Annotated in this window: 29 protein-coding genes; 25 read left to right on the top strand and 4 right to left on the bottom strand. The window is 42.6% G+C overall.

The annotated features are described in order from the left end of the window. Positions 1 to 39: 39 nt before the first annotated feature. The 24 genes from HC723_RS07645 to HC723_RS07535 all read left to right on the top strand — a co-directional run bounded on the left by HC723_RS07645 (position 40) and on the right by HC723_RS07535 (position 17,643). Positions 40 to 966: a GPO family capsid scaffolding protein gene (locus HC723_RS07645; protein ID WP_190338689.1), complete on the top strand. Its 927-nt coding sequence runs from the start codon at positions 40 to 42 to the stop codon at positions 964 to 966. A gap of 43 nt (positions 967 to 1,009) precedes the next feature. Beyond that, a complete protein-coding gene (locus HC723_RS07640; RefSeq protein WP_190338688.1) occupies positions 1,010 to 2,329 on the top strand; it encodes a phage major capsid protein, P2 family in 1,320 nt (439 codons plus the stop codon). A gap of 22 nt (positions 2,330 to 2,351) precedes the next feature. After that, positions 2,352 to 3,119: a phage terminase small subunit gene (gpM, locus tag HC723_RS07635; protein ID WP_190338687.1), complete on the top strand. Its 768-nt coding sequence runs from the start codon at positions 2,352 to 2,354 to the stop codon at positions 3,117 to 3,119. Between the two features lie 104 nt (positions 3,120 to 3,223). After that, positions 3,224 to 3,691, top strand: coding sequence for a head completion/stabilization protein (locus HC723_RS07630; RefSeq protein WP_190338686.1), 468 nt, complete (start codon positions 3,224 to 3,226; stop codon positions 3,689 to 3,691). Beyond that, positions 3,688 to 4,185: a phage tail protein gene (locus tag HC723_RS07625; protein ID WP_190338685.1), complete on the top strand. Its 498-nt coding sequence runs from the start codon at positions 3,688 to 3,690 to the stop codon at positions 4,183 to 4,185. Before HC723_RS07630 ends, HC723_RS07625 begins: the two co-directional genes overlap by 4 nt. Then, positions 4,172 to 4,834, top strand: coding sequence for a hypothetical protein (locus HC723_RS07620; RefSeq protein WP_190338684.1), 663 nt, complete (start codon positions 4,172 to 4,174; stop codon positions 4,832 to 4,834). Before HC723_RS07625 ends, HC723_RS07620 begins: the two co-directional genes overlap by 14 nt. 6 nt (positions 4,835 to 4,840) lie before the next feature. Further along, a complete protein-coding gene (locus HC723_RS07615) occupies positions 4,841 to 5,989 on the top strand; it encodes a DUF2586 domain-containing protein (protein WP_190338683.1) in 1,149 nt (382 codons plus the stop codon). 15 nt (positions 5,990 to 6,004) lie between these two features. Continuing rightward, complete coding sequence (locus HC723_RS07610) at positions 6,005 to 6,451, top strand: phage protein (protein WP_190338682.1); 447 nt, start codon at positions 6,005 to 6,007, stop codon at positions 6,449 to 6,451. 8 nt (positions 6,452 to 6,459) lie between these two features. Continuing rightward, positions 6,460 to 6,789, top strand: a complete 330-nt coding sequence (locus HC723_RS07605; protein ID WP_190338681.1) for a hypothetical protein — start codon at positions 6,460 to 6,462, stop codon at positions 6,787 to 6,789. Next, entirely contained in the window at positions 6,789 to 7,214 is a 426-nt protein-coding gene (locus tag HC723_RS07600; RefSeq protein WP_190338680.1) for a DUF5675 family protein, read from the top strand. Before HC723_RS07605 ends, HC723_RS07600 begins: the two co-directional genes overlap by 1 nt. Positions 7,215 to 7,216: 2 nt before the next feature. Beyond that, a complete protein-coding gene (locus HC723_RS07595; protein ID WP_190338679.1) occupies positions 7,217 to 7,630 on the top strand; it encodes a hypothetical protein in 414 nt (137 codons plus the stop codon). Further along, positions 7,611 to 7,787, top strand: a complete 177-nt coding sequence (locus HC723_RS07590; RefSeq protein ID WP_190338678.1) for a hypothetical protein — start codon at positions 7,611 to 7,613, stop codon at positions 7,785 to 7,787. Before HC723_RS07595 ends, HC723_RS07590 begins: the two co-directional genes overlap by 20 nt. Continuing rightward, positions 7,771 to 8,115, top strand: coding sequence for a putative phage tail assembly chaperone (locus tag HC723_RS07585; protein WP_190338677.1), 345 nt, complete (start codon positions 7,771 to 7,773; stop codon positions 8,113 to 8,115). Before HC723_RS07590 ends, HC723_RS07585 begins: the two co-directional genes overlap by 17 nt. Further along, complete coding sequence (locus HC723_RS17875) at positions 8,106 to 8,309, top strand: DUF6890 family protein (RefSeq protein WP_446751396.1); 204 nt, start codon at positions 8,106 to 8,108, stop codon at positions 8,307 to 8,309. The genes HC723_RS07585 and HC723_RS17875 overlap by 10 nt, the downstream gene beginning before the upstream one ends. A gap of 8 nt (positions 8,310 to 8,317) precedes the next feature. Further along, positions 8,318 to 8,989: a DUF7217 family protein gene (locus HC723_RS07580; protein ID WP_190338676.1), complete on the top strand. Its 672-nt coding sequence runs from the start codon at positions 8,318 to 8,320 to the stop codon at positions 8,987 to 8,989. Between the two features lies 1 nt (position 8,990). Further along, on the top strand, positions 8,991 to 10,868 hold the full coding sequence (locus tag HC723_RS07575; RefSeq protein WP_190338675.1) for a phage tail tape measure protein: 1,878 nt from the start codon (positions 8,991 to 8,993) through the stop codon (positions 10,866 to 10,868). Next, positions 10,865 to 11,197, top strand: a complete 333-nt coding sequence (locus tag HC723_RS07570; protein ID WP_190338674.1) for a DUF2590 family protein — start codon at positions 10,865 to 10,867, stop codon at positions 11,195 to 11,197. Before HC723_RS07575 ends, HC723_RS07570 begins: the two co-directional genes overlap by 4 nt. Beyond that, positions 11,188 to 12,381: a baseplate J/gp47 family protein gene (locus HC723_RS07565; protein WP_190338673.1), complete on the top strand. Its 1,194-nt coding sequence runs from the start codon at positions 11,188 to 11,190 to the stop codon at positions 12,379 to 12,381. Before HC723_RS07570 ends, HC723_RS07565 begins: the two co-directional genes overlap by 10 nt. After that, positions 12,381 to 12,923: a phage tail protein gene (locus HC723_RS07560; protein ID WP_190338672.1), complete on the top strand. Its 543-nt coding sequence runs from the start codon at positions 12,381 to 12,383 to the stop codon at positions 12,921 to 12,923. Before HC723_RS07565 ends, HC723_RS07560 begins: the two co-directional genes overlap by 1 nt. A gap of 5 nt (positions 12,924 to 12,928) precedes the next feature. Further along, positions 12,929 to 14,560 (top strand): phage tail-collar fiber domain-containing protein, encoded by a 1,632-nt coding sequence (locus HC723_RS07555; protein ID WP_190338671.1) that lies wholly within the window; start codon positions 12,929 to 12,931, stop codon positions 14,558 to 14,560. Continuing rightward, complete coding sequence (locus tag HC723_RS07550) at positions 14,560 to 15,417, top strand: hypothetical protein (protein ID WP_190338670.1); 858 nt, start codon at positions 14,560 to 14,562, stop codon at positions 15,415 to 15,417. The genes HC723_RS07555 and HC723_RS07550 overlap by 1 nt, the downstream gene beginning before the upstream one ends. 4 nt (positions 15,418 to 15,421) lie before the next feature. Beyond that, complete coding sequence (locus tag HC723_RS07545; RefSeq protein WP_190338669.1) at positions 15,422 to 15,973, top strand: baseplate complex protein; 552 nt, start codon at positions 15,422 to 15,424, stop codon at positions 15,971 to 15,973. Continuing rightward, positions 15,970 to 16,647, top strand: coding sequence for a hypothetical protein (locus HC723_RS07540; RefSeq protein WP_190338668.1), 678 nt, complete (start codon positions 15,970 to 15,972; stop codon positions 16,645 to 16,647). Before HC723_RS07545 ends, HC723_RS07540 begins: the two co-directional genes overlap by 4 nt. Positions 16,648 to 16,656: 9 nt before the next feature. Continuing rightward, positions 16,657 to 17,643 carry a hypothetical protein gene (locus tag HC723_RS07535; RefSeq protein WP_190338667.1) on the top strand — a complete coding sequence of 329 codons (987 nt, stop codon included), beginning with the start codon at positions 16,657 to 16,659 and terminating at the stop codon, positions 17,641 to 17,643. A gap of 3 nt (positions 17,644 to 17,646) precedes the next feature. Here the strand turns inward: HC723_RS07535 and HC723_RS07530 are convergent, their stop codons facing one another. The 3 genes from HC723_RS07530 to HC723_RS07520 form a co-directional block, all read right to left on the bottom strand. Next, entirely contained in the window at positions 17,647 to 19,005 is a 1,359-nt protein-coding gene (locus HC723_RS07530; protein WP_190338666.1) for a hypothetical protein, read from the bottom strand. 47 nt (positions 19,006 to 19,052) lie between these two features. Then, positions 19,053 to 19,466, bottom strand: a complete 414-nt coding sequence (locus tag HC723_RS07525) for a type II toxin-antitoxin system HicB family antitoxin (RefSeq protein ID WP_190338665.1) — start codon at positions 19,464 to 19,466, stop codon at positions 19,053 to 19,055. A gap of 62 nt (positions 19,467 to 19,528) precedes the next feature. Continuing rightward, the gene (locus HC723_RS07520) at positions 19,529 to 19,708 is read right to left on the bottom strand and encodes a type II toxin-antitoxin system HicA family toxin (RefSeq protein WP_100801454.1); all 180 of its coding nucleotides are present in this window, start codon (positions 19,706 to 19,708) and stop codon (positions 19,529 to 19,531) included. 286 nt (positions 19,709 to 19,994) lie between these two features. On the opposite strand from HC723_RS07520, the gene HC723_RS07515 reads away from it, so the two are divergent. Continuing rightward, positions 19,995 to 21,035: a DNA-methyltransferase gene (locus tag HC723_RS07515; RefSeq protein WP_190338664.1), complete on the top strand. Its 1,041-nt coding sequence runs from the start codon at positions 19,995 to 19,997 to the stop codon at positions 21,033 to 21,035. 40 nt (positions 21,036 to 21,075) lie between these two features. Here the strand turns inward: HC723_RS07515 and HC723_RS07510 are convergent, their stop codons facing one another. Further along, on the bottom strand, positions 21,076 to 21,228 hold the full coding sequence (locus HC723_RS07510) for a hypothetical protein (RefSeq protein WP_190338663.1): 153 nt from the start codon (positions 21,226 to 21,228) through the stop codon (positions 21,076 to 21,078). Positions 21,229 to 21,408 lie beyond the last annotated feature (180 nt).

Raw genomic sequence — 21,408 nt, 5'->3', positions numbered from 1 at the left:
GTTGTATTGAAAAACACAACACATTCTTAGGTTTTATTTATGCCACTTCAAACAGGTTTTAAGCGTATCGGCTCAGCAGGAAAAACAGTTGATGGACGTAATGTTCAAAAGAACTGGTTATCTGAAATGGCTGAAAGTTATGACGCGGAAAAATATGGCGCAGTGATTAACTTAAATCATTGGGACCCTCGTTGGGCTGGTAGCTATGGAAAAGTGTTGGCGTTGAAATTAGGAGAGAAAGACGGCAATCCAATTTTGCTGGCAAATATCGAACCTAAAGAACAATTAATCGCTTTGGCAAAACAAGAAGTGCTTTACACCTCGATGGAAATTAATACGAATTTTCAGGACACAGGCAAGGCATATTTAACCGGCCTAGCACTTACGCCAAAGCCTGCCAGCGTAGGCACTGAAGAACTTAAGTTTTCTTGTGGTCAGCCAAAAGATGAAACCCATTTATTTAGTGAATTCCTCCCCGTTGAATTGAGCTTTTCTGAGCAAGAAACTGAAACAGAAGAAGCAAAGTTCTTCACTAAATTAAAGAACTTCTTTGCAGGTTCAACCCATGATCAATCCACCCCTGATGAACATTTAACTACAACTGACCCCGAGGATGATTCTGATATGAGTCTTTCAAAAGAACAGGCTGAAAAGCTAACCGTGGCGTTAACCGCACTGACTGAAAAACTAGAAACCTTTTCACAAGGCGGGCAACCGGCAGAAGAGCCGAAAACGCTTGAAGAGCAATTTGCAGAATTGCAGGCAGAACATAAAGACCTGCAAGCCAAGTATGCTCAATTAGAAAAGGGTGAGCCAGAAGATAAAGGCGAACAATCTACCGAGCTTTCAGCTATTCAAGAGCAGCTTACAAAACTCAGTGAGCAACTAAAGCAAGCAACAGGTGAACAGCCTGGTACTGACTTTGGTGTGCAAACAGGCGGTGAAGCGGAAGATCACTTCGTTTAATTCGCTAGTTTTTCACTCGATTATTTATTTCTAGGAGACATTTATGTCAGGTATGCGAACCGAAGCCTTACGCAAGGCGGTAAAAAATTACTGCTCAGGTATGGCGAAATCTTTCAACGTGGAGACCACTTCCGAATATTTTGAAGTGTCTGTACCGAAAGAAACCAAATTAAAAGAAGCGTTAATGGCATCGGCTGAAATGCTAAAACGCATCAACTTTCTTGATGTAGAGCAAACCGAAGGCCAAGCCGTAACGGTTGGTAAAGATCAACTTTCCACTGGTCGTGTGAAAAAAGGTCGCTTTGCTGGTACGACACCAGCCATTGACGGTAATACCTATAAGTTGAAGAAAACCGACTCTAAGGTGCAAATGGAGTGGGAGAGAGTGGCGATTTGGCTTAACGCTGGTAAACAAGGCGAATTTAATAAGCTATTGACTAAATATGCCAACGATCAGTTTGCGGCCGATTTAATCCGTGTTGGCTGGAATGGTACACACGCTGCCGAAGAAACCGATCCAGAGCAATTCCCTAATGGTGAAGATGTAAACGAAGGTTGGCACGCACGTGTGAAGCGTTTAGCCCCTGCGCAAGTGGTAACAGCTAACACTAGCGACGACATCATTTACTTTGACCCTGACGGCACCAAAGACGCTGACGGTAAGCCCTTGTATGACTATAAAACAGTCGATGCAATGGCAAGTGATTTGAAAAATAACCACTTGCATGAGCGTTATCGTGAAGCGCATGACGCGATTGTGTTAATTGGTCGTGATTTAGTTGCCGCTCAGCAATACAAACTTTACACCGAAGCGGATAAGCCGAGTGAGCACATGGCTGCGCAAAAACTTGATCAGTCTATTGCTGGCATGCCTGCGTATGTTCCACCGTATTTCCCTGGTAACCGTTTAGTCGTGACGACCTGGGCCAACCTTTCTATCTATAACCAAAAAGGCAACAAACGTCGCAAGGTGAAAGATAACGATGATGCAGGTTGTGTCGAGTCATCTTACTGGCGTATGGAGGACTACATGGTGGAAGACCTAGAAAAGTACGCTGCGTTTGATGAAAACGCGATTGTGATTGGTTCAAAAGATATTGCACCACCTGCACCAGCTATTACCACAGAACCGCAAGATACGTCTGTGGCCATTGGTGATACGGCAAACTTTACCGTAGTGGCTGACAATGCTGATTCATTCTCGTGGACGCTTGATGGTACTGATTTAGGCGAAAGCTCAGATACTTGCGCAATTGATACCACTGGAAAAGCGGCAGGCGATTACACCGTGGAAGTAACTGCAATTGGTGAAGGTGGCAGCGTGAAAGCAAGCGCAACACTCACCGTAACTGAACCAGCATAAGCAATACGATAAGGGCATTCACATGACTTCACCTCTGCAACGTAGACGAGCACGATTAAACCGAGAAAGCGTATTAGTGAAACAGGCAATAGCGAAAGGCATTACGCCAGCTTTTTCTAGTACGCATTCACCCCAACCCCAGTCGGATTGGTCGCTAGTTCGAGGCACGCTTGCAGAGGATAAGCGCAAGCTGAAAAACATGAAGCAACATGCAGACAAAATCGCGTTTAAAGCTCGTGTGATGCCTCATTATCGTCCGTACCTTGACCGTACTGATGCACCTAATGATTTCTTAGCGCAAATGATGGTGTGGCTATTTGATATTAATGATCTAGCGGTGGCGATCCCATTGGCAGAAATGTTAATTGATTTAGGTGCAACGATGCCGGAAGGCTTTAAATCTGAAATCCCTGATTTCGTAGCCGATATGGTTTTTAACTGGACCGTCACTCAATACAAAGCAGGGCATTCAGTAGAGCCGTACTTTAGCCAAATCTTTAAATACGTCACTGAAGTGTGGAAGCCCTACGAAATTGTCATGGTTAAGTATTACAAGCAAGCAGGCTTGATGGTGCTAGGCAAGCATGGAGTGAAAGTAACCCATGTTGCTGACCCTGAATTATTGCAAAAAGCATTGGCGTTGTTTGAACAAGCCGATGCCATTTATACCCATGCAAATTTGGGTACTAACTCCGGTGTGGGTACTCGAATTACTCAAATTAAAAAGCGTTTAGCAAGGCTTAGTGAAGGTTTAGATCCTGAATCAAATGAAAGCGTGCTAGAGGCTTAAAGGCTCCAACCCCACCGTAGCTATTCAGCAAATAGCATCCGCCAATGGGCACAGAATGTGATTTTGCTGTTTTAGCTACACCCATTAAAGAAAGAGAGGTCGCTATGTTTCAAGCACAAAAAACCACAGAGCCGAATCAACCAGATGATGTGATCAGCAATGATGGTGAGTTTTGGCCAAGCATCTCTATTTCTGATTTTGTTCGTGAGCGTCGCATTCCAACCGAATATGACAACGTGCAAAAGCGCAGCACATTAATTCAAAGTATGGCTGCGATTAACATTGAATTGCTTTCTTGGCAGCGTCTACAAGAAGACCGTGGCATTGAACAAGCCAGTGACTGCCAAGGCAATATCGGCGGTGAGAGTATTGCCGTCACTATGTATAAGAATGCGGTACATAGTCGAGCCAAAGCCTTGTTGCTTACGCATTTCGCCAGCGTTAACCGTAAAGATGAAGCGGAAAACGTAGGTAAAGAAAGTCGAACCACATCCGATGAATTAATGGCGGAATCGCAACGAGCAGTGCGCTCAATTAAAAGCATGACAACCGCATCGGTGAAGCTGATATGAGCGATACGCAACCGACTTCCTACATGCAAGCGCTATCCAATGACTTGCTTGAGTATTTAGAAAAGAAAGCCGGCAGCACGGCCAAAGATAAGTTTGATGCCTTTATGGTGAGTGGTGATGTGAAACCGTCATTTAAAAATATGGGCGATGGCATGGTGGTGTGTCGTTTGCAATATACCGCTCAGTTTAGCTTTGAAGATTTACCAACTGGGCTTATTGACCCTCGTGTGATTTTTGCTCGCGTGACGACCTGGCTATTCGCTAATGACCCGATGCGTGACCGTTTAAAACTATCGACACCAAGCATGGATATCGATGCCTATCAAATGGGTGAGTTAGCCGATTTGGATATTACGATTGAATTTATTGAAGACGTTCCGATGCGTGAAGCGCAAGGCGGGGATGTGAATTACAACGGTAAAGCCTGGCAAATAGAGCCTTTCAAAATCTACACCGCTGAAAATGGTCAAGTGGGGCTAGATGAGCGCAATTGACTTGCAATTTTCACTTGATGAAAACGATGTAGAGCACTTGCTGAATACCGTTGAATTGATACGAATGCCTGCGGCTAAAAGGCGGAGAATTTTAAAGAAAATCTCGCGCCCCATTATAAAAGATGCGCGCATCAATATTCGAAATCAAACCACAGTAACAGGTCAGCCGTTTATTAAGCGTAAAGGGCGAAAACGGAAAAAAATGCTCAGCAAAATGGGCAAAGGTTTGGTTGGGTATGCTAGCTCTGAAAAAGTCGATATTGCCTATCAAAATAAGCTCAAGGGCATTGCAGGTAAAACTCAACAAGATGGTGAGTCGCAACGGTTTACCGCAAAACAGCTTAAAAAAATCCGTGGTGGTTCGGATAAGTACCAAGAACCTGCCACTCGCAAACAAGCCAAAGTGCTATTAAGTGCCGGCTACACGGTTAAGCGAAAGGGCGGTAAAGGACGTAAAAAACCAACCGTTAAGTGGATAACCGAAAATCTAAAACAAGGGCAGCTTTGGGCGATATATCGAGAGATAACCGGCAAGAAAACAAAACAGTCGTGGAACGTTACACCTCCACCACGTCCATACCTCGGCATGAGTTCACAAGAAGTGTCAGGGCTATTGGAAGTTGAAATTACACAAAGCAGAACAAGGTAAAACATTATGCTAGGTAAAATTCAGGTCACAAATATCAATGCTTATGTGAATTCCATTGCTGGGGTTGAAAATAAGCTCATTTTCGTAGGTCAAGTTTCTGATGCTGCACTGATTGGAAAAGTCACCGGCCTTAATGCTAATTCGGATTTAGAAACCATTTTTGCGAAAGATGCGCAGTCGTTATCACTTAAATTTTTAATTGCGACACAACTTAACGCAGGGCAAAACTGGGAAGCGGTTTTCGTGGGTATCGATGCGGATATGGCTTGGCAAGATGCGGTTGATATTGCCAATAAAATCGTGAATTACGAAGGCGTGGTGGTATGTGATCCAATCAGTGAAGCCAAAGACCTCACGGAAGCTGGCGACAAAATGAAAGAGCTTGAAGCGAAATACGCTCGATACATGTTCGTCATGATGTGCGCACCTGCGATTGATAATACACAAGGCACAGAAGAAGAACCTGCAGGGCAGAGTTGGACTGATTATGTGTCAGCGCTTTCAGCTATGACGACCGATGTGGTTTCTGAGCGAGTGATGTGTGTTCCTACCTTATTTGAAAACGATTTAGGCATTCTGGCAGGTCGCTTATGTAATCGTAATGTGACGATTGCCGATTCGCCAATGCGTACCAAAACAGGCGTATTGCTCGGCATGGGTAGCCCATCTTTAGACAACACTGGCGCAGAAATGCCAGATACCATTTTCAGCCAGCTAGACGGTAAAAAGTTCAGCGTTCCACAAACCTATCCTGGTGATGAAGGTTGGTACTGGGCAGACGGCAATACCTTCGACAAAGACAATGGTGATTACAAAGTCATTGAAATTTTACGCCCGGCATTAAAAGCCTGTCGTGAAGTATACAAGGTTGCATTACCGACGATTGCTGACCGCGCGTTAAATAGCTCACCAAACAGCGTGGAAATGAATAAAGAACTTTATCTTAAGCCATTGCGTGAAATATCGGTAGGTAAAGACATTAATGGCGTGCCGTTCCCTGGCTTGATTTATCCACCAGAAGCGACGGCAATCGACATCGTTTGGGTGAATAACACGACCACTCAAATCATGGTGACAGTCCGCCCATATAACAGCCAAAAAGATATCACTATCGGTGTTGGCGTTGATTTAAGTCTGTATAACTCTGCAGCGTAATTAGGAGAAAAACCAATGCCACAAATTAGTGCATTAGAAGTCGATATCTCACTTGATAGCTCAAATATCATCGCCAACAAAATGACGATATCGATCACCGATAACAGCAAGACGGCGAAAAGCAAAGGCATGCCAGACGGCACATTGCGCGGCAGTGTTGAAGCCACGGGTAGCTTTGAATTTGATTCTTATAACTTTGGTTTATTGCTCGAAGATGCAAAAAAAGCGGGTTCATTTCGCGCAATGGACCCTGTTGATGTGATGGCGCATGCCGATGCTGCCGTAAAACTCAAAGTTGGCGCGTATGGCTGCAAGATGAAGTTATCCGATTTATTAGACATCGATACCACCAGTGAAGATGGTCTGGTGCATAAGGTGGAATTTGACGTGACGGGCAAAGACTTTATCAAGATCAATGATGTGCCGTATCTCGATTCAGACGAAGTCGCTCACTTGCGCTAAGGGTTGTCATGCTGAATGAATTTAGTCACAAGCTGCAAGAAAGTGCATCGGTGATTGTGATGTTCTTGCTGGCCTGTATTGCCAGTTTGTTTAAAGCCAATAACCATAGCTTTAAGACCATTATTTCTGGAATTGTCTTCGTAGGCTTTGTGGCTTATGGCGTCAATCTTGCCTTAATGGATATGGATTTAAGTGATAACCAAAGGGCGGTGATTGTCGGTTGCTGTGCTTACTTAAACCGATATGTTTTGGATTTATTAAACGCTTTTGCTGATCAGGTATTAAGCGACCCTAAATCCTTCCTAACCACATTGAAAAACTTATGGAGTAAGCGCTAATGGTTAAGCATTACGTATTAAAGCGCCGTTATTTTGAAGCTGGAACGTATTCGATTTTATATCGCCAAGATGGTTCAAAAGTGTGTTGCGTCGTTGAGAAAGCGTGGCGCAATAATGAGCCTAATCAGTCGTGTATTCCAGAAGGCACTTACGATTTATACCCGAATCAATCACCGAAGTTTGGGGAGTGTTACGCACTTGAAAAGCTTGCTCTTGGTGTCACTCGTGATGGTAGCGGTTTGCGTTCTTACATTCTTATTCACAAAGCCAATACGCCAAGTGATTTAGAAGGTTGTTTAGCTCCAGGTGTTGAATTCGGCACGGTCAATGGTGAATGGGGCGTATTGAATTCCACTGCAGCTTTTAATTCGCTTATGGCCGAGTTAGCCGGTGAATCTGCAACGTTAACCATCGTTAAGGATTAACTATGAACTATACCAAATTGATTATTGGTGTCGTTGTTGCTGGATTGATTTTTTCGACCTTAGTCGCTGTGGAAGCCCACGGTTACAAAAGTGGTTATAACCAAGCCTCGATTGAATATGAAACTAAGTTAAGCGAACAGAAAACACAATTTATTAACGATCAAGCACAACTTGAAAGTCAGCTCAGTCAAGCAAATAAACAAGTCGCTGAAAAGGCCAATCAAGTACACCAAGTGTTTGTGCCAGTGGAAAAGGAGATCATCAAGTATGTTTCACGCAAGCCGAATCCTGATGATAAGTGTGGTGTTGATGTTAGTCGTTGGATGCAGCTCCACAACGCTGCCACAAATCCCTATGACGTGCAAAGTCGCGCAAGCCTCAATGGTTCCACCGCCAATGCAACTGGAGTCAATTGATAACGATGTTCTTGAAACTGGCAACCTAGATTTAGCTTTGCCCGTTATCGAACGTAACTACAAAACCTATTTTCATGTTGCTGAGCAACTCAATGGATTACAGCAACAAATCACTATTCAAAATAAACAGGACCAAAGCAATGACGAAGCAAATTGAACAAGCAACCGAAACGAGCGCCATTGATTTACTGAAAAGCCTACAGGGTGACAAAACCATTGTGGTGCCTTTAGTGATTAACGGCCAACGTATTCACGAAGGGGTGACCTTTAAAGTTGGCGTGTTTGAGTACAACAACTTTTTGAATGCTAGCCAGAATCCGAAAACCACCATGACGGCCTCTGCGTCCACGTTCCTAAAGCAAACTGTACTCGATGAGCATCAAGATATTTTAAATGAAGCGATCAAAGTGCCTGGCATGTTGGATTTCTTCATGGGTGAAGTGGTTGCCAAAGTCGCACCAGAAGTCGGTTCAACATTGGACTGATTGAAGCCCTAGCAAAAAGTTACGACAAGAACCGGTTAAGCCAAATCCTGTCATTACGAGCGTATCACCTGCCTGATGCCGAGGATACGCCCGAAAATTTGGCTAGGGCGATATGGTTAGACAAGCACCAATTTGAACTAATGTCGATGGCGGTCAATAACGGGGCGGCTAAGCTGTTTCCCAAATCTAAATAGGTAATGCAATGAGTGATGCACTGTACGATGAAATTGTGATGAATGGTCTTGGGTTATCTAGCCCAAGTATTGCTGTGGCTGACAATTCAATTTCAGATTTAAACAGTGTGAGTAGTGCGCTTGATGCTTTACCTATCGCTACACCGCCTGCCCCTGGCTTTACTCAAGAGTGGGTGGATTCAGCAAAAGCACCAGTGAATAGCTCAGTGGTTGAATTGTCTTCTGCTCAAACGACGATGCAAACCAATTGCGACAATGTGTTTACCAATATTCAAATGTCGAGTTCAGTAAACCGTATAGAAGGCGTACAAGGTTGTGGCGATTTAACCAACGTGACGGGTTCTATCATGGGTGAGCTTGACCCTATGTTTAATGCCATTTCACAAACTGCGCAATCACAGCTGGATCTCATTAGTTCATTTTTAGCCGGCACGCTCGATATCAATGATTTTATGAATCAATTTGATGCGTTGGGTGAGAGTTATCAATCATCACTCGATGCAATTCAAAATCAGTTTGATAAAGAGTCATCATTGCTTTTTGACATGATGAACAAAGTGACGTCCAGTAGCCTGGCAAAGTCGGTTTCGCTTTTGTGGAATGACCCTTGTGCCCAAGCTGTATTGGATAACACCTTGTCACCGGATGTGAAAGATATTCTAAACCAAGGAGGCTTGTAATATGGCCTCAACTAAGGATCTCAAGTTTACCGTTAGCCTGATTGATAAAACTCAAAAGGGCTTTAAAAGCGTGCGTAGCAATATGCTCAGCATGCAAAAAACCGCGCAACAAACCCAAAAAAGCTGGATGTCGATTGGTACTGGTGCCGCAGGTTTGTGGGGGACAGGTCAATCACTTGGCGCGCTGATAAATCCTGCACGTGAGATGGATGCCGCTCGTGGTGAGTTGATGTCGCTATTAGGCGATGGAGGTAGTGCAACAGCTAACATTGTTCAAAACCAAGCGATGGACTTTGCCGAGCAATATGGATCTTCTGCAACTGAATTTGTGCGCGCTTCTTATGATATCCAATCGGCCATCGATGGCCTGTCAGCGAATAATCTTGCTCAATTTACCAATGCGTCTGCCGTTCTTGCGACCGCGACGAAAGCGGATACCGCAACTATTACCAATTACATGGGAACCATGTACGGCATTTTTGAAAAGAACGCCAAGAAAATGGGAAAAGGCCAATGGGTTGAGCAGATTGCAGGTCAAACCGCTACGGCGGTGAAAATGTTCAAAACCAATGGTAATGCCATGAATGAGGCTTTTGGTAGCTTAGGTGCTCGCGCGGCTAACTACAACATTAGCTCTGGTGAACAATTCGCGATACTTGGCCAACTTCAATCAACACTAAAAGGAGCGACAGCTGGTACCGCTTATGCTGGTTTTTTAGATGCACTACCAAAGGCTGAAAAAACATTAGGGATCAGCTTAAGTGGTGCCGATGGTAAAGCCCTTGGCATGGTCGATATTATCGATAAATTAAAAGAAAAATTAGGCAGTGATTTAGGAACCAAACAAAAAGGTTTATTAGGCCAAGCGTTTGGTACTCAAGCTGCAGGTATGTTGGATTTACTTTGGAATAAAACCGACTCACTAAAAGCCAATATTCAATCGCTTAATCAGGTTAGCGATATGAGTAAAGCCGAACAAATGGCCACGGCTATTGCTGACCCTTATGAACAACTCGCACAAGCAGGTAATAACGTTCGTATCGTATTCGGGCAGGCGTTATCTGGTTCACTGATGCCACTTATTTCCTATATGACTGGCGGTGCCAATACTATTCGTCGGTGGACAACTTTATTCCCTAACTTAACCAAAGTCGTAGGCTATTTAGTTATTGGTGTTGCAGGGCTTACTGCTGCAATGGCAACAATGGCAATAATTACGGGTGTATCTTCTTTAGCCTGGACTGGCCTTACTGGAATTTGGATTGTCTCTAAAGTTGTTTCAATGGGTTTATTCTCTGGCCTTGCTTTGATCACCAAAGGGTTAGTCACAATGCTTCCTATGATTTGGAGTGTTGGCGCTGCTTTCTTTGCTGCTTTTGGTTGGATTGGGGTGTTGATTGTTGGTGTTATCGCTGCGGTTGTGGCGCTCTGGTATTACTGGGATGACTTTACCGCTGCTATTGCTAATACCGAGTGGTTTAAAGCGATTGAAGAAAAATTTAAATACTTCATTCAGTTGTTATCTGAATTTAAAAATATGGTGAGTGAAGCTTGGGATAGCGTGAAAAATTTTGGTAGTGGCGTGCTTGATGGTGCAAAAAATATGGGCGCAGATGCCTGGTCTAGCACTAAGAATTTCTTTGGCTTTGAATCTTCGGTTGATACCGAGCAACAACTTACCGACATGAACAATCGGGTGCCGAGCGTGAGTAGTTCTACTGATGCTAACCGTGTGGCCACAATGCCGTCTTACATGATCAGCAATAACCAAAATCAACAAACGACCCAAAGCACACAAATTGGGGCCGTGAACTTCAATACTCAAAATGCGCCAGATGCAATGGCCATGAATTCTTATATGGCAATGGTGGCACCATGATCGATTACTTAACCGACGATATATTCCGTGACTTGTTTATTGAAAATGAAGATGTGGTTTTAGATGCAGGTCGAAACCCGACCATTATCAATGACCGTACTGTGATTGCGCAGGATCTCAAACACGCCATTTTAGAAAGCGGCTTAGCGGTTGAGTTAGTTGCCGAACGTAGCCCTAGTGAAATTGCTGATGTGGAATATCGCATTATCTTATTAGTTGAAAATGACCTACGGATTGTACCAGGCAGTGCAAAAATTCAGATGATGGATAACAAGCGTTTGCTGACGGCAACCAGCTACGATTTTGGAGGCTTGCAAACATGGCTGTAACTGATGATCTAAACCAAGACTTTATCGATGTGCTTGATAATGCCGGCGTACCTATTACCGAAGAAGAAGTGCTGAAAAACTTTAATGATGAAGTGAAAGCGCAAGGTTCTTATATCAACAATGACTCTCAATTTTCACCATTTTGGCGATTGATTGAAGCCATGATCGTGAAGCCTTATTTCTGGTTGATGTCATTTTTAGTGACTACGGTTTTTCCTCAATCGTTCGTCCGAACCGCAACAGGTCATTACCTGGACTTGTGGCTTTGGTCGGTCAATCTTGAGCGCAAAGAAGCGGTAAAAGCTCAAGGCATTGTGGTGTTTGAACGTGATGACAATTCACCGGAAATTGTATTGCCAGCAGGCTTTACCATTAGCACCGAGCGTATCAATGGTGTGGTGTATAAATTGCTTTTATCACAAGACACCACATTACCCGAAGGTAGCACGTTAGATACCGTGAACTGCATTGCTGAAAAGGTTGGTAGTAGCTACAACCTGGGAAGCGGTTATTACCAAATACCTCAAACGCCTGTCCCTGGTCTAGTTCGAGTTTATAACCCTGACGATTGGTTAACCGTACCTGGAGCGGATAAAGAATCTGATCCTGAAGCTCGCGAACGTTATCGTTCTCAATATACCTCGGTGTCTGGCTGGTTTATTGATGATAAATACAAGCTTGTCATGGCCGAATTTGGCGGAGTGAAAACCGAACAAATTTATATTGAGCATGGCGCGCCTCGTGGGCCAGGTAGTGCTAATGCTTACATTCTGCTTGATAGCGGTGTGCCGAGTGAGCCGTTTCTCGATGCAATAAATAAAGCGGTGGTTGAAGATGGTTATCGCGGTTTAGGCGATGACATGGTGGCAATGGCTTTGCCTGAAAAACTTATGAACTTAAGCTTTGAGATTTTGCCCGTCGCGAATTTAAAAGAAGCCGATAAAGCCATTTTGATGGGTGATGTTGAACAGTATATCCGTTGTGTTTTTCGGGAAAACCAAGCTTACGCCCAAGCGACGTTAGTTTGGCCACAATCATTGTTTAGCTTTTCAACTTTAAACCAAGAGCTGCGTAATACCTTTATTGGTCTTGAGTCGGTGTATACCGAAAGCCGAGATTTTAAAACAGGCTTAGAAATTCCACGTATTGAATCGCTGACCTTAACTGAAACACCAAGGACGTAATGATGAACTTAATTCAATTACCGTTCTGGATGAATAAAGGCGATCTGAAAAAGTTAGCCGCTGCAGGGCAGGGTTTTTGGGAACAAGTTGAACAATGGCTAACCTTGCCATTAAGCAAAACCGACTTATTAACGTGTGATCTCATTCTCGTCGATGCCGAAGCCTGGCAACGTAAGATCACTCGCCTTGATGGTGAGGATGAAATGATTTATCGCAAGCGTGTGAATTATGCGTTTTTGAATGCGCAAGATGCTGGCATGACGATAGGCATAAAGCGAATATTTGCACGGTTAGGTATTCAGATTTACGACATTAAAGAGCGCCAACCAGAACGAGATTGGGACATTGTGACGATTGAATTGGACGATGCCACGCTTTCAGATAATCGAGACTTGGTTAATTTATTGATTCAAACCTATGGCGCAACGTGTCGACGTTATGAATACAACGTAAGTAACACAATTGATGATTTAACCGTGTTTCACGGTGAGATGAGTTGGACGCACCAAACTTATGTTTGTCAGTTTTCAGCCGGAGAATAAAGATTATGAGTAAGAATATTTTAACCAATGCGTTAGCCGGCTATAAAGCGGAATGTGAAGCCAATAATCAATCTGTGGTACTCGATCAGTTTGTGTTTGCCAATATTCCTGATTTAGATGTGGAAGCCGATATTTCACCAGACGAAACACTACCGCCAGAAGAACAAATAGTAGGGCGTTTTCCTGTGACACAAAAAGGCAAAATAAACCCGAATGCCGTGGTGTACTCGATCATTCTTGGTACCGATGTCGGTAGCTTTGATTTTAACGCCATCTATCTTGTGAACAGTGAGATGGATTTAGCCGGTGCTATTATCCATTTAAAAACACAAACCAAAGAAGCTGCCGACCCAACCAATGGCATTGAAGGTGACACGCTGACGCGTAATATTATTACGCCTTATTTGAACGCCTCGGAACTGACTCAAATTGTCGTCGATGCCGATACCTGGCAACTGGATTTTAATAACCGTTTTACCGCCATCGATGAGCGTCAACGTCAAAATAATTTGGCGCTATATGGTGATGCTGGTTTTATTGATGGTGGCTACCAAGTGTCAGTGAATCAAGCCGATAATCACTTTATTGATATTGCACCTGGCGTTGCTTATGTTGGCGGTTTGAAGTGTGTGAATGCCTCGATTCAAACGTTAGATATGACGGGAATTGTTTTACCTAAAACAGTGTATTTGGTCGCGAGCTTTCAAGGCGATATTACCAGTGAATGGAAAACATTTACTGAAGCCAAAGTTGCCGACTCGCTTGAGAATACTTGGATTGACAATGGAGTGACCTATTACAGCGCGCCAGTCGCAAAGTTGACTACGTCAGGCATTCAAGATTTACGTTCACCGGATTGGCGAACTGATCATTTAAACTCATCTAAAGACCCACATCCGCAATATGCGAAAAAATCAGAAACTGAAATTAGCTTAAACCAAATCACCGCGATTATGCGTCAAATGGAAGGAAAGTTAGGCCGAGTGCGAATTTATATGGCCAATGATATGGATGCTGAGTATTTACCAATTTTAGGTCAAACCATTACCAAAGCGGATTATCCTGATTACTTCGAATATTTGGGGATTACCGATGATGAACTTACGCTGCCTGATTGGTCAAAACATCCGTATTTACATCAAGCCAGTAACGAGGTTCCGGCTGGAACGACACTTGAGCAGCAACTTTTAAAGCATGCGCATACCGCAAGTTCTAATTCAATAGGGGCACATAGTCATACAATTGATAATAAAGATTTAGGTACCAAGACAGTGTCTACTAAGGATTTGGGGAATAAAACAACGAATACTACGGGGAATCATAGTCATACAACGTATACATGGATGGGAAATTCATCACCCTCTCAAGGTGCTGCTTATTCTTCGTATAATAAAGCTTCACATGCAAGTGATACGTCTTCAACTAATGGCAACCATAGCCATACAGTTGCCATTGGTTCCCACAACCACACCGTTGCAATGGGAGCGCACAACCACACCATGCAAAGTGCAGGTGCTCATAGTCACACCATCACGGTAAACGAAAATGGCACCGATTTACTACGCCCGAACTCCACTGCAGTTGTGTTTGCGGTGAAGGTGAAATACTTAGTGCCTAGTTCGCTATTGGTGGCGTAATGGCGATGTCATTTCCTGATTCCTCTAATGCTATTCACCAACCGTTAGCGGATTTTATCGATCAGTTAAAAGGGCAAGTGAGTAGCCAAAAAGCCAAGCTTGATGGTCTTCAATCGCCTGTCTATACCCCAAGTATCCTAGCGAATAGCGCGGCTGAGCTTAACGTATTACGAAATGAGCTTAACGCATTACTGTTTTCGGGGTTCGCGATTGGTTTTAATCCTTATCAATATCGAGTCGGTAACGATGGAAAACTATCGGCCAATACCGCACTGACGTTTGCCGCTGAAAAGCTCAATGATAGCCGTGATGCGATCACTGGTTCTTATGGCTTGGCTTTGATTGTTAGCTCTTCAAGTGAATCGGTCTTTGCTCAAAACCTACAAACTATTATCCAATTAATGCCTTTCCCTGAATGGGTTCACTGTTATCACTTAGCCGTAAAACATGCGGTCATGCCCGTTGAAAAAATGCAGGTACCGACCGCGCGTTTAAACCCAAGGTGGCGATCGGATAATTTTCAATTTAGCGAGCCATTAACTACTACTTATCAATACCTAAATGCAGAGTTGGCCACAAGTGAAAGCGTTGCAGAATCGGGTACTAATCCAGTTGATAGGCTTAAACAACTGGCTGATAAAAAGAATCAGGTGTTGTCGAAATTGGTTAATGACATGAACGCTTTTATCGCGACTTTTCAAGGTGATTGCACCGCAATTAAATTAACCGGCACAACAAGTCAAATGGCAAAACAGCTGCAGGACACCACCGTGAGCGAAGAGCCGTATAGCACAATTTTAGTAATGGTGAGCGATACCGTTCCTACGTTCTTTTATCAAATGGTTGGCGTGGAGTAGGTTTATGACATTACGACTCAATAACAAAATGGTGAATGGTAAAGAGATGAATATCAGCATCAAATTACCTTTTAAAGATTCAGACTTAAGTGGTCAAGGCAGTGGTACCGAAAGTGCGGAAACCGGAACCAAAGCCAAAGAAATGACCGTGAGTTTAGTCGTGCCGTTTGAATACCCTGAATGGTTAACGGAAATCACGGAATTTGCTGAGGCAATTGATACCGCGACAGGGCGACGCTTAGTTTATCGCGTTGGAAATGAAGCTGCGGATGCAATGAAGTTTTACCAAGCTTGTTTCAGTGGTGAGTTAAACGTCATTGAATTAACCGATCCACTCGCTTGGAAGGTGAGTTTTTCAATGCGGGAAAAGCTATCGGTTCCAGAGCGTAAACAACAACGTGATGAACTCGCGCCAGCGCAGCAACAAAGCTTAGGGGGTGATAGTGAATCAAGTGAATTAGAGGAAAACGACAATATCCCACCTGATGCGAATTTATCAGGCTTTGAACGCACCTTGGCTTATATGGATAGCAAATTAGGCGAGTATGTATCATGAAGTTTAATGAACGCTTATATGTGGGGAATGCAGAAGCGACGCCAATGAGTGTGATGTGCAACCTCGGCTATCGAATGCCAGGTAATGCCACCATCATGACCAATGTTAAGCCCAACATGAAACAAGTGATCGCTTATGAATGTGGCTACGATGGCAAAATGATGCGCTATTTCATGGGGTACGTTGAAAGCTATAAACAGATTAACCAGGGACAATATTCCCTATTTTGCCGTGAGCTTGTTGGCGCATTACGAAACTCGTTGCCGGTATCCATTCAGCACACCACATTAAAAGAATTACTCACGCAAGTGACGACTATGACTGGCTTAGAATTTGTGTCTCTCGATGCGGATTACATGAACACACCAGTGCCACATGTGATAAACCACGGGACAGGCTTTGCGCTTTTAGACTCGCTTGGTGATACGTTTGATATTCCTAAATACCTTTGGCAACAAATGGGCGATGGTCGGATATTTGTTGGCAGTTGGTTAGATTCAATGTGGTACGCCCGCAATATTCCCATTGCTTATGATTTGATATCTCAAGCCAGTATTAACACGGTAGAAGTACCCTGTATGCCACAGCTCCGTCCTGGCGTAATGGTGAATGGCCAACGGGTTCGCACCATTCAACAAAACAAAAATAAAATGCTTTTAACCTGGATGGACTAAGGGGAGCAAATGGACGATAAAATCGCACTGATTATTAAAAAACATTACCCCGAAATTGCTAACGGTTGGCATGTGCCGGTATGGGCGAACGTGACCAGTATTAATGAAAACGTCAATGAAGGTGATGTATCTGACCGTTTTCGTCCACGTTATGCAGTCAGCGCAAAACTACTCGATCGCACAGGCAAAGAGACAGGTTTAGTGATGGAAAATATCGCGCTGACAGGTTCCTTTTGTTTCAATGGTGGCGGTATGGTTCAGTTTCCACAAGAGGGCGCAATTGTTGAATTATCCTTTGCGTTTGGTCAGGTTGATAAACCGTATATTTCGAACGTGCTGCCTTTTGGCCTATCGTTACCCGAATGTAAACCCGGTGAAATTAATATTCAATCTCGCATGGGTAGCAAAATTCATTTTGATGACAGCGGTAATATCACTCAACAAACTGATCACAAGCTTAAGCAAGTAGCGAACGAGTTAGAGCAGATCACCGGCAAGCAGGTTCTCGATATGTTATCGCGTACCAGCAAAGTGAAAAGCCATGCGAAAGAAGAAGTCGGCGGTACCTTTGATTTATCCGCCCTGGGTGCATTGATTTTACAAACCGCTGGTCATGCAGAAATATCTAGCCTTGAAAGCCTAAATCTAACCACAGCCAGTGACTTAAATGAAAATATTGCAGGAAAGCGCCAAACGGTCGTGAAAGAATTACTGTCTATTTTAGTAGACAATAAAAGCAAGCTGCAGATAGATAAAAACGGTTTTGAAACAATGGTAGACGGTGGCTATGTGTATCTAGGAACGCAAAGCGTTGATGTGGTGAAATGCTTATATGATTTGTGTGATGCAGTAAGCCAAATCGCGCAATCACTTGCTATGCACACCCACCCAACGTCAGTAGGGCCAACAAGTATGCCTATTCAAAGCAGTGATTTTGCAGGCCAAGGCTCACAGGTTGAAGCCTTGGCTAAGCAAGTTGGGGAGGTGGTGAAATAAGAATTACTCGTCACTAACGGTTTCTAATGGTGTTACAACTTCTTTCTTCGGTGCTTTTGGTGTTCTTTTTAATTTTGTTTTGCTAGCAAACCTACCTGCTTCTGTTGCTAACGATGGGATGCTATCAATTGCCTTTTTAAAAGCTTCAGAATCGATAAATTCATGCCATGGGCTATTGTAATCTTTTCCTTCTAGCAAGCGCAGTGGCATTTCATCTAAGCGATCTAACGTAGAGTTGAATAACCTTTGCTCGGTTGCTTCATCGAAACGTTTAGCTTGTTTTTTAAATCCAGTAAATGATTTTGCAACAGTTGCTTTATATGCATAATCTTCAGAAAGTTTGAAGCGTTGATTAATTTGTTGTGTTGAGATCCAAGCAAGCCAAAGTGGGCCACCAACTGAAAAGAAAGATATAACGGATTGGAGGATAGCTTGTCCAACGGTTAAATCTGTACTTAGTGCGATACTGAGATCTTTAACTCGATCTACACCAATCAGTACACCTGAGCCTAATGCAATTAATAATCCAACTATCCATACCCAAATAGAGCGTTTTAGTTGCCTTTCTTTTTGATCAAATCCCGCAGCGAGACCTACTGTCGTGGCTATTTGCAATGAATCATCACAATCTTTAACCAACCCTTTAGCTTCTATTTGTAGGTCAGCCATTTGTTGTTTTAATGTGGAAATTTCACCATAGACGGTTATTATTTGAGCTTGGTTTTTTATCGCTTCAGTCTTTATTTGTTCGATTTCGTTCGCATTTTTATTAATACTAGCTTTGGCATTTTTTAATAGTTGATTCAGTTCATTCCGGGTGTTTTTCAAAGATTCTAAATCTGTAGGTAACTGTTCAGCTGCGTCATGAGCTTCATTAATTAAGTTTATTTTTTCATTTAATGATGCAGTTGAGCTTTCAATTTCATCTAGACGTGCTGTAGAGCTTCTTAGCCTTCGAGTTAAAGCTTGAGGTAATAGCTTTTTATCTTGGATGTTTTCATATGAGAAAAGTTCATAATCTATATCTGAAAAAATCGTATTTAGGGTTAGTAATAATACAGGAACCATACTTATCAAATGTGCAGCTTGATCGTTGAAGTGAGAAGTTACTGTTTTCTGTAATTTACTAATGTTAGCGATATGAATCGGGATGGTTTTTTTTAAGCCTTCGGTGATATCGGCGTCACCATAGTGTTCCATTTTTTCAATGTAATTATTTAGAAAATAATAAACATCATTTTTCGTTAAGTGAACTTGATTCCAACCGTGTCTAGCAAAACCTGCTTCATGAATTTGTTTATCGTTTATTATTTCTTGTAGTTGTTTCAGTTCGGTAATTAATTCTAATAATTGCTGATTCAAAATTATGCCTCCTAAAATGAAAAACCCACCAATAGGTGGGCTTAGTTTTATGCTGAGTGTTGTAGTTCGTGTGTTGCGGCTACTTGTAAAAAGTGGCTGCGATTTTTGTATAGATCAGGATGTGCTTTTACTTGCTCATCAATCTTTTTAGATAATAAGTTTGGAAGCGTGACATTTAACTTACTGGATTTACCTAAGTAAGGCTCGATATCGATTTCGACAACCGCCCATGCCCAGCCTGTATACTCTTCATCTTTTTGCCATTCTGATAATGACTTAGCTTGCGGTGGCAATCTGCCTTCTTCGGCCAAATCTTCTAAGTAAAAGTCAGCTGCTTCTTTAGCATTGCTTAATGCTTCTTCTAAACTATCACCTGCAGAGAAACATCCTGGTAAATCAGGAAATGCAACGCTGTAAGCGTGTGTATCGTCTCCGATTTCAATTGCAATTGGATATAACATAGTGATGTCCTTTGTTGTTTTGTGCTATGCACGTGAAATATCGTGTGTGCTGTTAAGGGGGCTTATAGCCCCGCTTGTTTTTTCAGTTTATTGACCAATCCTATTTTTAAATCTTTCTTAGGATGGGGAACAATAATGGGGTCTTTAAAGTCAGGATGCCGAAATTTATGATGACTTCCTCTAATACTTTTAAGCTCCCATCCGTTCTTTTTCAAAAGCTTGATGAGGTCTGCACTTGTCACGCTATCTCCTGTTTTGTTTAATGTGGAGTTATGATAACCCTGTTATTTAATGGTGTCAAATTTTATAACTCTAATAACTCTTTTTTTGCTTCTGTGTTACTGTTTTTATATACAGTACCACCTGATTTTGGTAAACTACTTTTAGTTTTGATGCCTTGAGTACCTGAGACCTAAATGCAAATTTAGAGAGGAAGCAGCAAGACCTAGATATCACCTAAAAGCCACGCCCAGTGGCTTTTATTTCATGTATTCAAGGTTCCTTTTTTCCATACCGGAGCAATGAAACATGCCTAAAATCTTTTCTAATGATCAAATTCAATTAATCCACTCGGATTGCCTTACCCATTTAAAAACAATGCCGGATAACTGTGTTGATTTGGTTTTAACCGATCCCCCATATTTTCAAGTGAAGAAAAATGCCTGGGATAATCAGTGGCCAGATATTGAAAGTTTTCTTGCTTGGCTTGATGAGGTCTTGGTTGAATTTTGGCGAGTGTTAAAACCTGCCGGAAGTCTGTATTTGTTTTGTGGTTCAAAGCTAGCTGCAGATACAGAAATACTCATTCGCAATCGCTTTGAAGTGATAAACCATATTGTTTGGGCAAAACCGTCTGGACCATGGTTAGGAACACATAAAGAGAGCTTGCGATCATTTTTCCCATCAACTGAACGTATCATTTTTGCTGGTCATTATAATGCAGAAGGTTTTGCGAAAGGTTCGACTGGATACGCCACTAAATGCCAAGAACTTAAAGCTCAGGTATTCGAGCCTTTAATCAATTACTTTAAACAGGCACGCGAAAGTCTTGGTGTTAGTGCTAAAGAAATTAATGAAGCGACAGGCACTCAAATGTGCTCACATTGGTTTTCGTCAAGCCAGTGGAAGTTACCCACTGAAAAGCAGTACCAACAATTACAAGCATTATTCGCCAGTAAAGCAGGAGAACTATCAAAATCTCATTCAGACTTAGTTGATGAATATCAGTCATTGAGTGATAGCTATCAATTCCTAGTTAAGCAATATGATGATTTGAAGCAACAATATCAAAATTTAAGACGACCGTTCTCTGTGAATAAAGAAGTCCCTTATACCGATGTGTGGAACTATGCACCGGTGCAATATTATCCTGGCAAGCATCCGTGTGAAAAACCGCAAGAACTCCTGCGTCATATTATTCAAACTAGCAGTAGACCAGGACAAGTTGTTCTTGATGCGTTCATGGGATCAGGTTCGACGGGTAAAGCTTGTGTTGAGTTAGGACGCAAATTTATAGGGATTGAATTGGAAGAAGAAAGCTACAATAAGGTTGTTGAAACATTACTGTAGATGGTTTTGTTTATGTAAATTGTTAGGAAAGTCGCTATTCTTAACAATTTTCTTCTATTGTTTCAGCATCACCCCATGTCATTTCCATAGCAGTCTCAAGCGCATAGTCACACGCTTCATCTCTATCCATTCCGCAGTCCACCACACAGCAAATAATCTCTTCGATTTGTTCTTTAGTTAGTTCGTATTTCATATTCATTACCTCATTAGCCAACCATAGACGCACAAATACTCAGCGCGAGACATAAAACTATTTTTTGCGAAAAAACAACTCATCCTCCCCACACCTCGAGCGTTTTCGTGTCAGATTTTCGCACGTAAGCAAATGTCGCAAGTAAGCCCTCAAACAAGGCCCTATAAGGCTTTGTGCGTG

It is taken from the genome of Vibrio sp. S11_S32, assembly GCF_014694465.1.
Classification (GTDB): Bacteria; Pseudomonadota; Gammaproteobacteria; order Enterobacterales; family Vibrionaceae; genus Vibrio; species Vibrio algicola.
Note: the sequence above shows the minus strand (reverse complement) of the source record. Positions and strands in the feature narration are given on the sequence as shown.

Coding starts and splice junctions, on each gene's coding strand:
- HC723_RS07645 (WP_190338689.1), top strand. CDS start 40: ATGCCACTTCAAACAGGTTTTAAGCGTATCGGCTCAGCAGGAAAAACA.
- HC723_RS07640 (WP_190338688.1), top strand. CDS start 1,010: ATGTCAGGTATGCGAACCGAAGCCTTACGCAAGGCGGTAAAAAATTAC.
- gpM (WP_190338687.1), top strand. CDS start 2,352: ATGACTTCACCTCTGCAACGTAGACGAGCACGATTAAACCGAGAAAGC.
- HC723_RS07630 (WP_190338686.1), top strand. CDS start 3,224: ATGTTTCAAGCACAAAAAACCACAGAGCCGAATCAACCAGATGATGTG.
- HC723_RS07625 (WP_190338685.1), top strand. CDS start 3,688: ATGAGCGATACGCAACCGACTTCCTACATGCAAGCGCTATCCAATGAC.
- HC723_RS07620 (WP_190338684.1), top strand. CDS start 4,172: ATGAGCGCAATTGACTTGCAATTTTCACTTGATGAAAACGATGTAGAG.
- HC723_RS07615 (WP_190338683.1), top strand. CDS start 4,841: ATGCTAGGTAAAATTCAGGTCACAAATATCAATGCTTATGTGAATTCC.
- HC723_RS07610 (WP_190338682.1), top strand. CDS start 6,005: ATGCCACAAATTAGTGCATTAGAAGTCGATATCTCACTTGATAGCTCA.
- HC723_RS07605 (WP_190338681.1), top strand. CDS start 6,460: ATGCTGAATGAATTTAGTCACAAGCTGCAAGAAAGTGCATCGGTGATT.
- HC723_RS07600 (WP_190338680.1), top strand. CDS start 6,789: ATGGTTAAGCATTACGTATTAAAGCGCCGTTATTTTGAAGCTGGAACG.
- HC723_RS07595 (WP_190338679.1), top strand. CDS start 7,217: ATGAACTATACCAAATTGATTATTGGTGTCGTTGTTGCTGGATTGATT.
- HC723_RS07590 (WP_190338678.1), top strand. CDS start 7,611: ATGCAACTGGAGTCAATTGATAACGATGTTCTTGAAACTGGCAACCTA.
- HC723_RS07585 (WP_190338677.1), top strand. CDS start 7,771: ATGACGAAGCAAATTGAACAAGCAACCGAAACGAGCGCCATTGATTTA.
- HC723_RS07580 (WP_190338676.1), top strand. CDS start 8,318: ATGAGTGATGCACTGTACGATGAAATTGTGATGAATGGTCTTGGGTTA.
- HC723_RS07575 (WP_190338675.1), top strand. CDS start 8,991: ATGGCCTCAACTAAGGATCTCAAGTTTACCGTTAGCCTGATTGATAAA.
- HC723_RS07570 (WP_190338674.1), top strand. CDS start 10,865: ATGATCGATTACTTAACCGACGATATATTCCGTGACTTGTTTATTGAA.
- HC723_RS07565 (WP_190338673.1), top strand. CDS start 11,188: ATGGCTGTAACTGATGATCTAAACCAAGACTTTATCGATGTGCTTGAT.
- HC723_RS07560 (WP_190338672.1), top strand. CDS start 12,381: ATGATGAACTTAATTCAATTACCGTTCTGGATGAATAAAGGCGATCTG.
- HC723_RS07555 (WP_190338671.1), top strand. CDS start 12,929: ATGAGTAAGAATATTTTAACCAATGCGTTAGCCGGCTATAAAGCGGAA.
- HC723_RS07550 (WP_190338670.1), top strand. CDS start 14,560: ATGGCGATGTCATTTCCTGATTCCTCTAATGCTATTCACCAACCGTTA.
- HC723_RS07545 (WP_190338669.1), top strand. CDS start 15,422: ATGACATTACGACTCAATAACAAAATGGTGAATGGTAAAGAGATGAAT.
- HC723_RS07540 (WP_190338668.1), top strand. CDS start 15,970: ATGAAGTTTAATGAACGCTTATATGTGGGGAATGCAGAAGCGACGCCA.
- HC723_RS07535 (WP_190338667.1), top strand. CDS start 16,657: ATGGACGATAAAATCGCACTGATTATTAAAAAACATTACCCCGAAATT.
- HC723_RS07525 (WP_190338665.1), bottom strand. CDS start 19,466: ATGTTATATCCAATTGCAATTGAAATCGGAGACGATACACACGCTTAC.
- HC723_RS07515 (WP_190338664.1), top strand. CDS start 19,995: ATGCCTAAAATCTTTTCTAATGATCAAATTCAATTAATCCACTCGGAT.
- HC723_RS07510 (WP_190338663.1), bottom strand. CDS start 21,228: ATGAAATACGAACTAACTAAAGAACAAATCGAAGAGATTATTTGCTGT.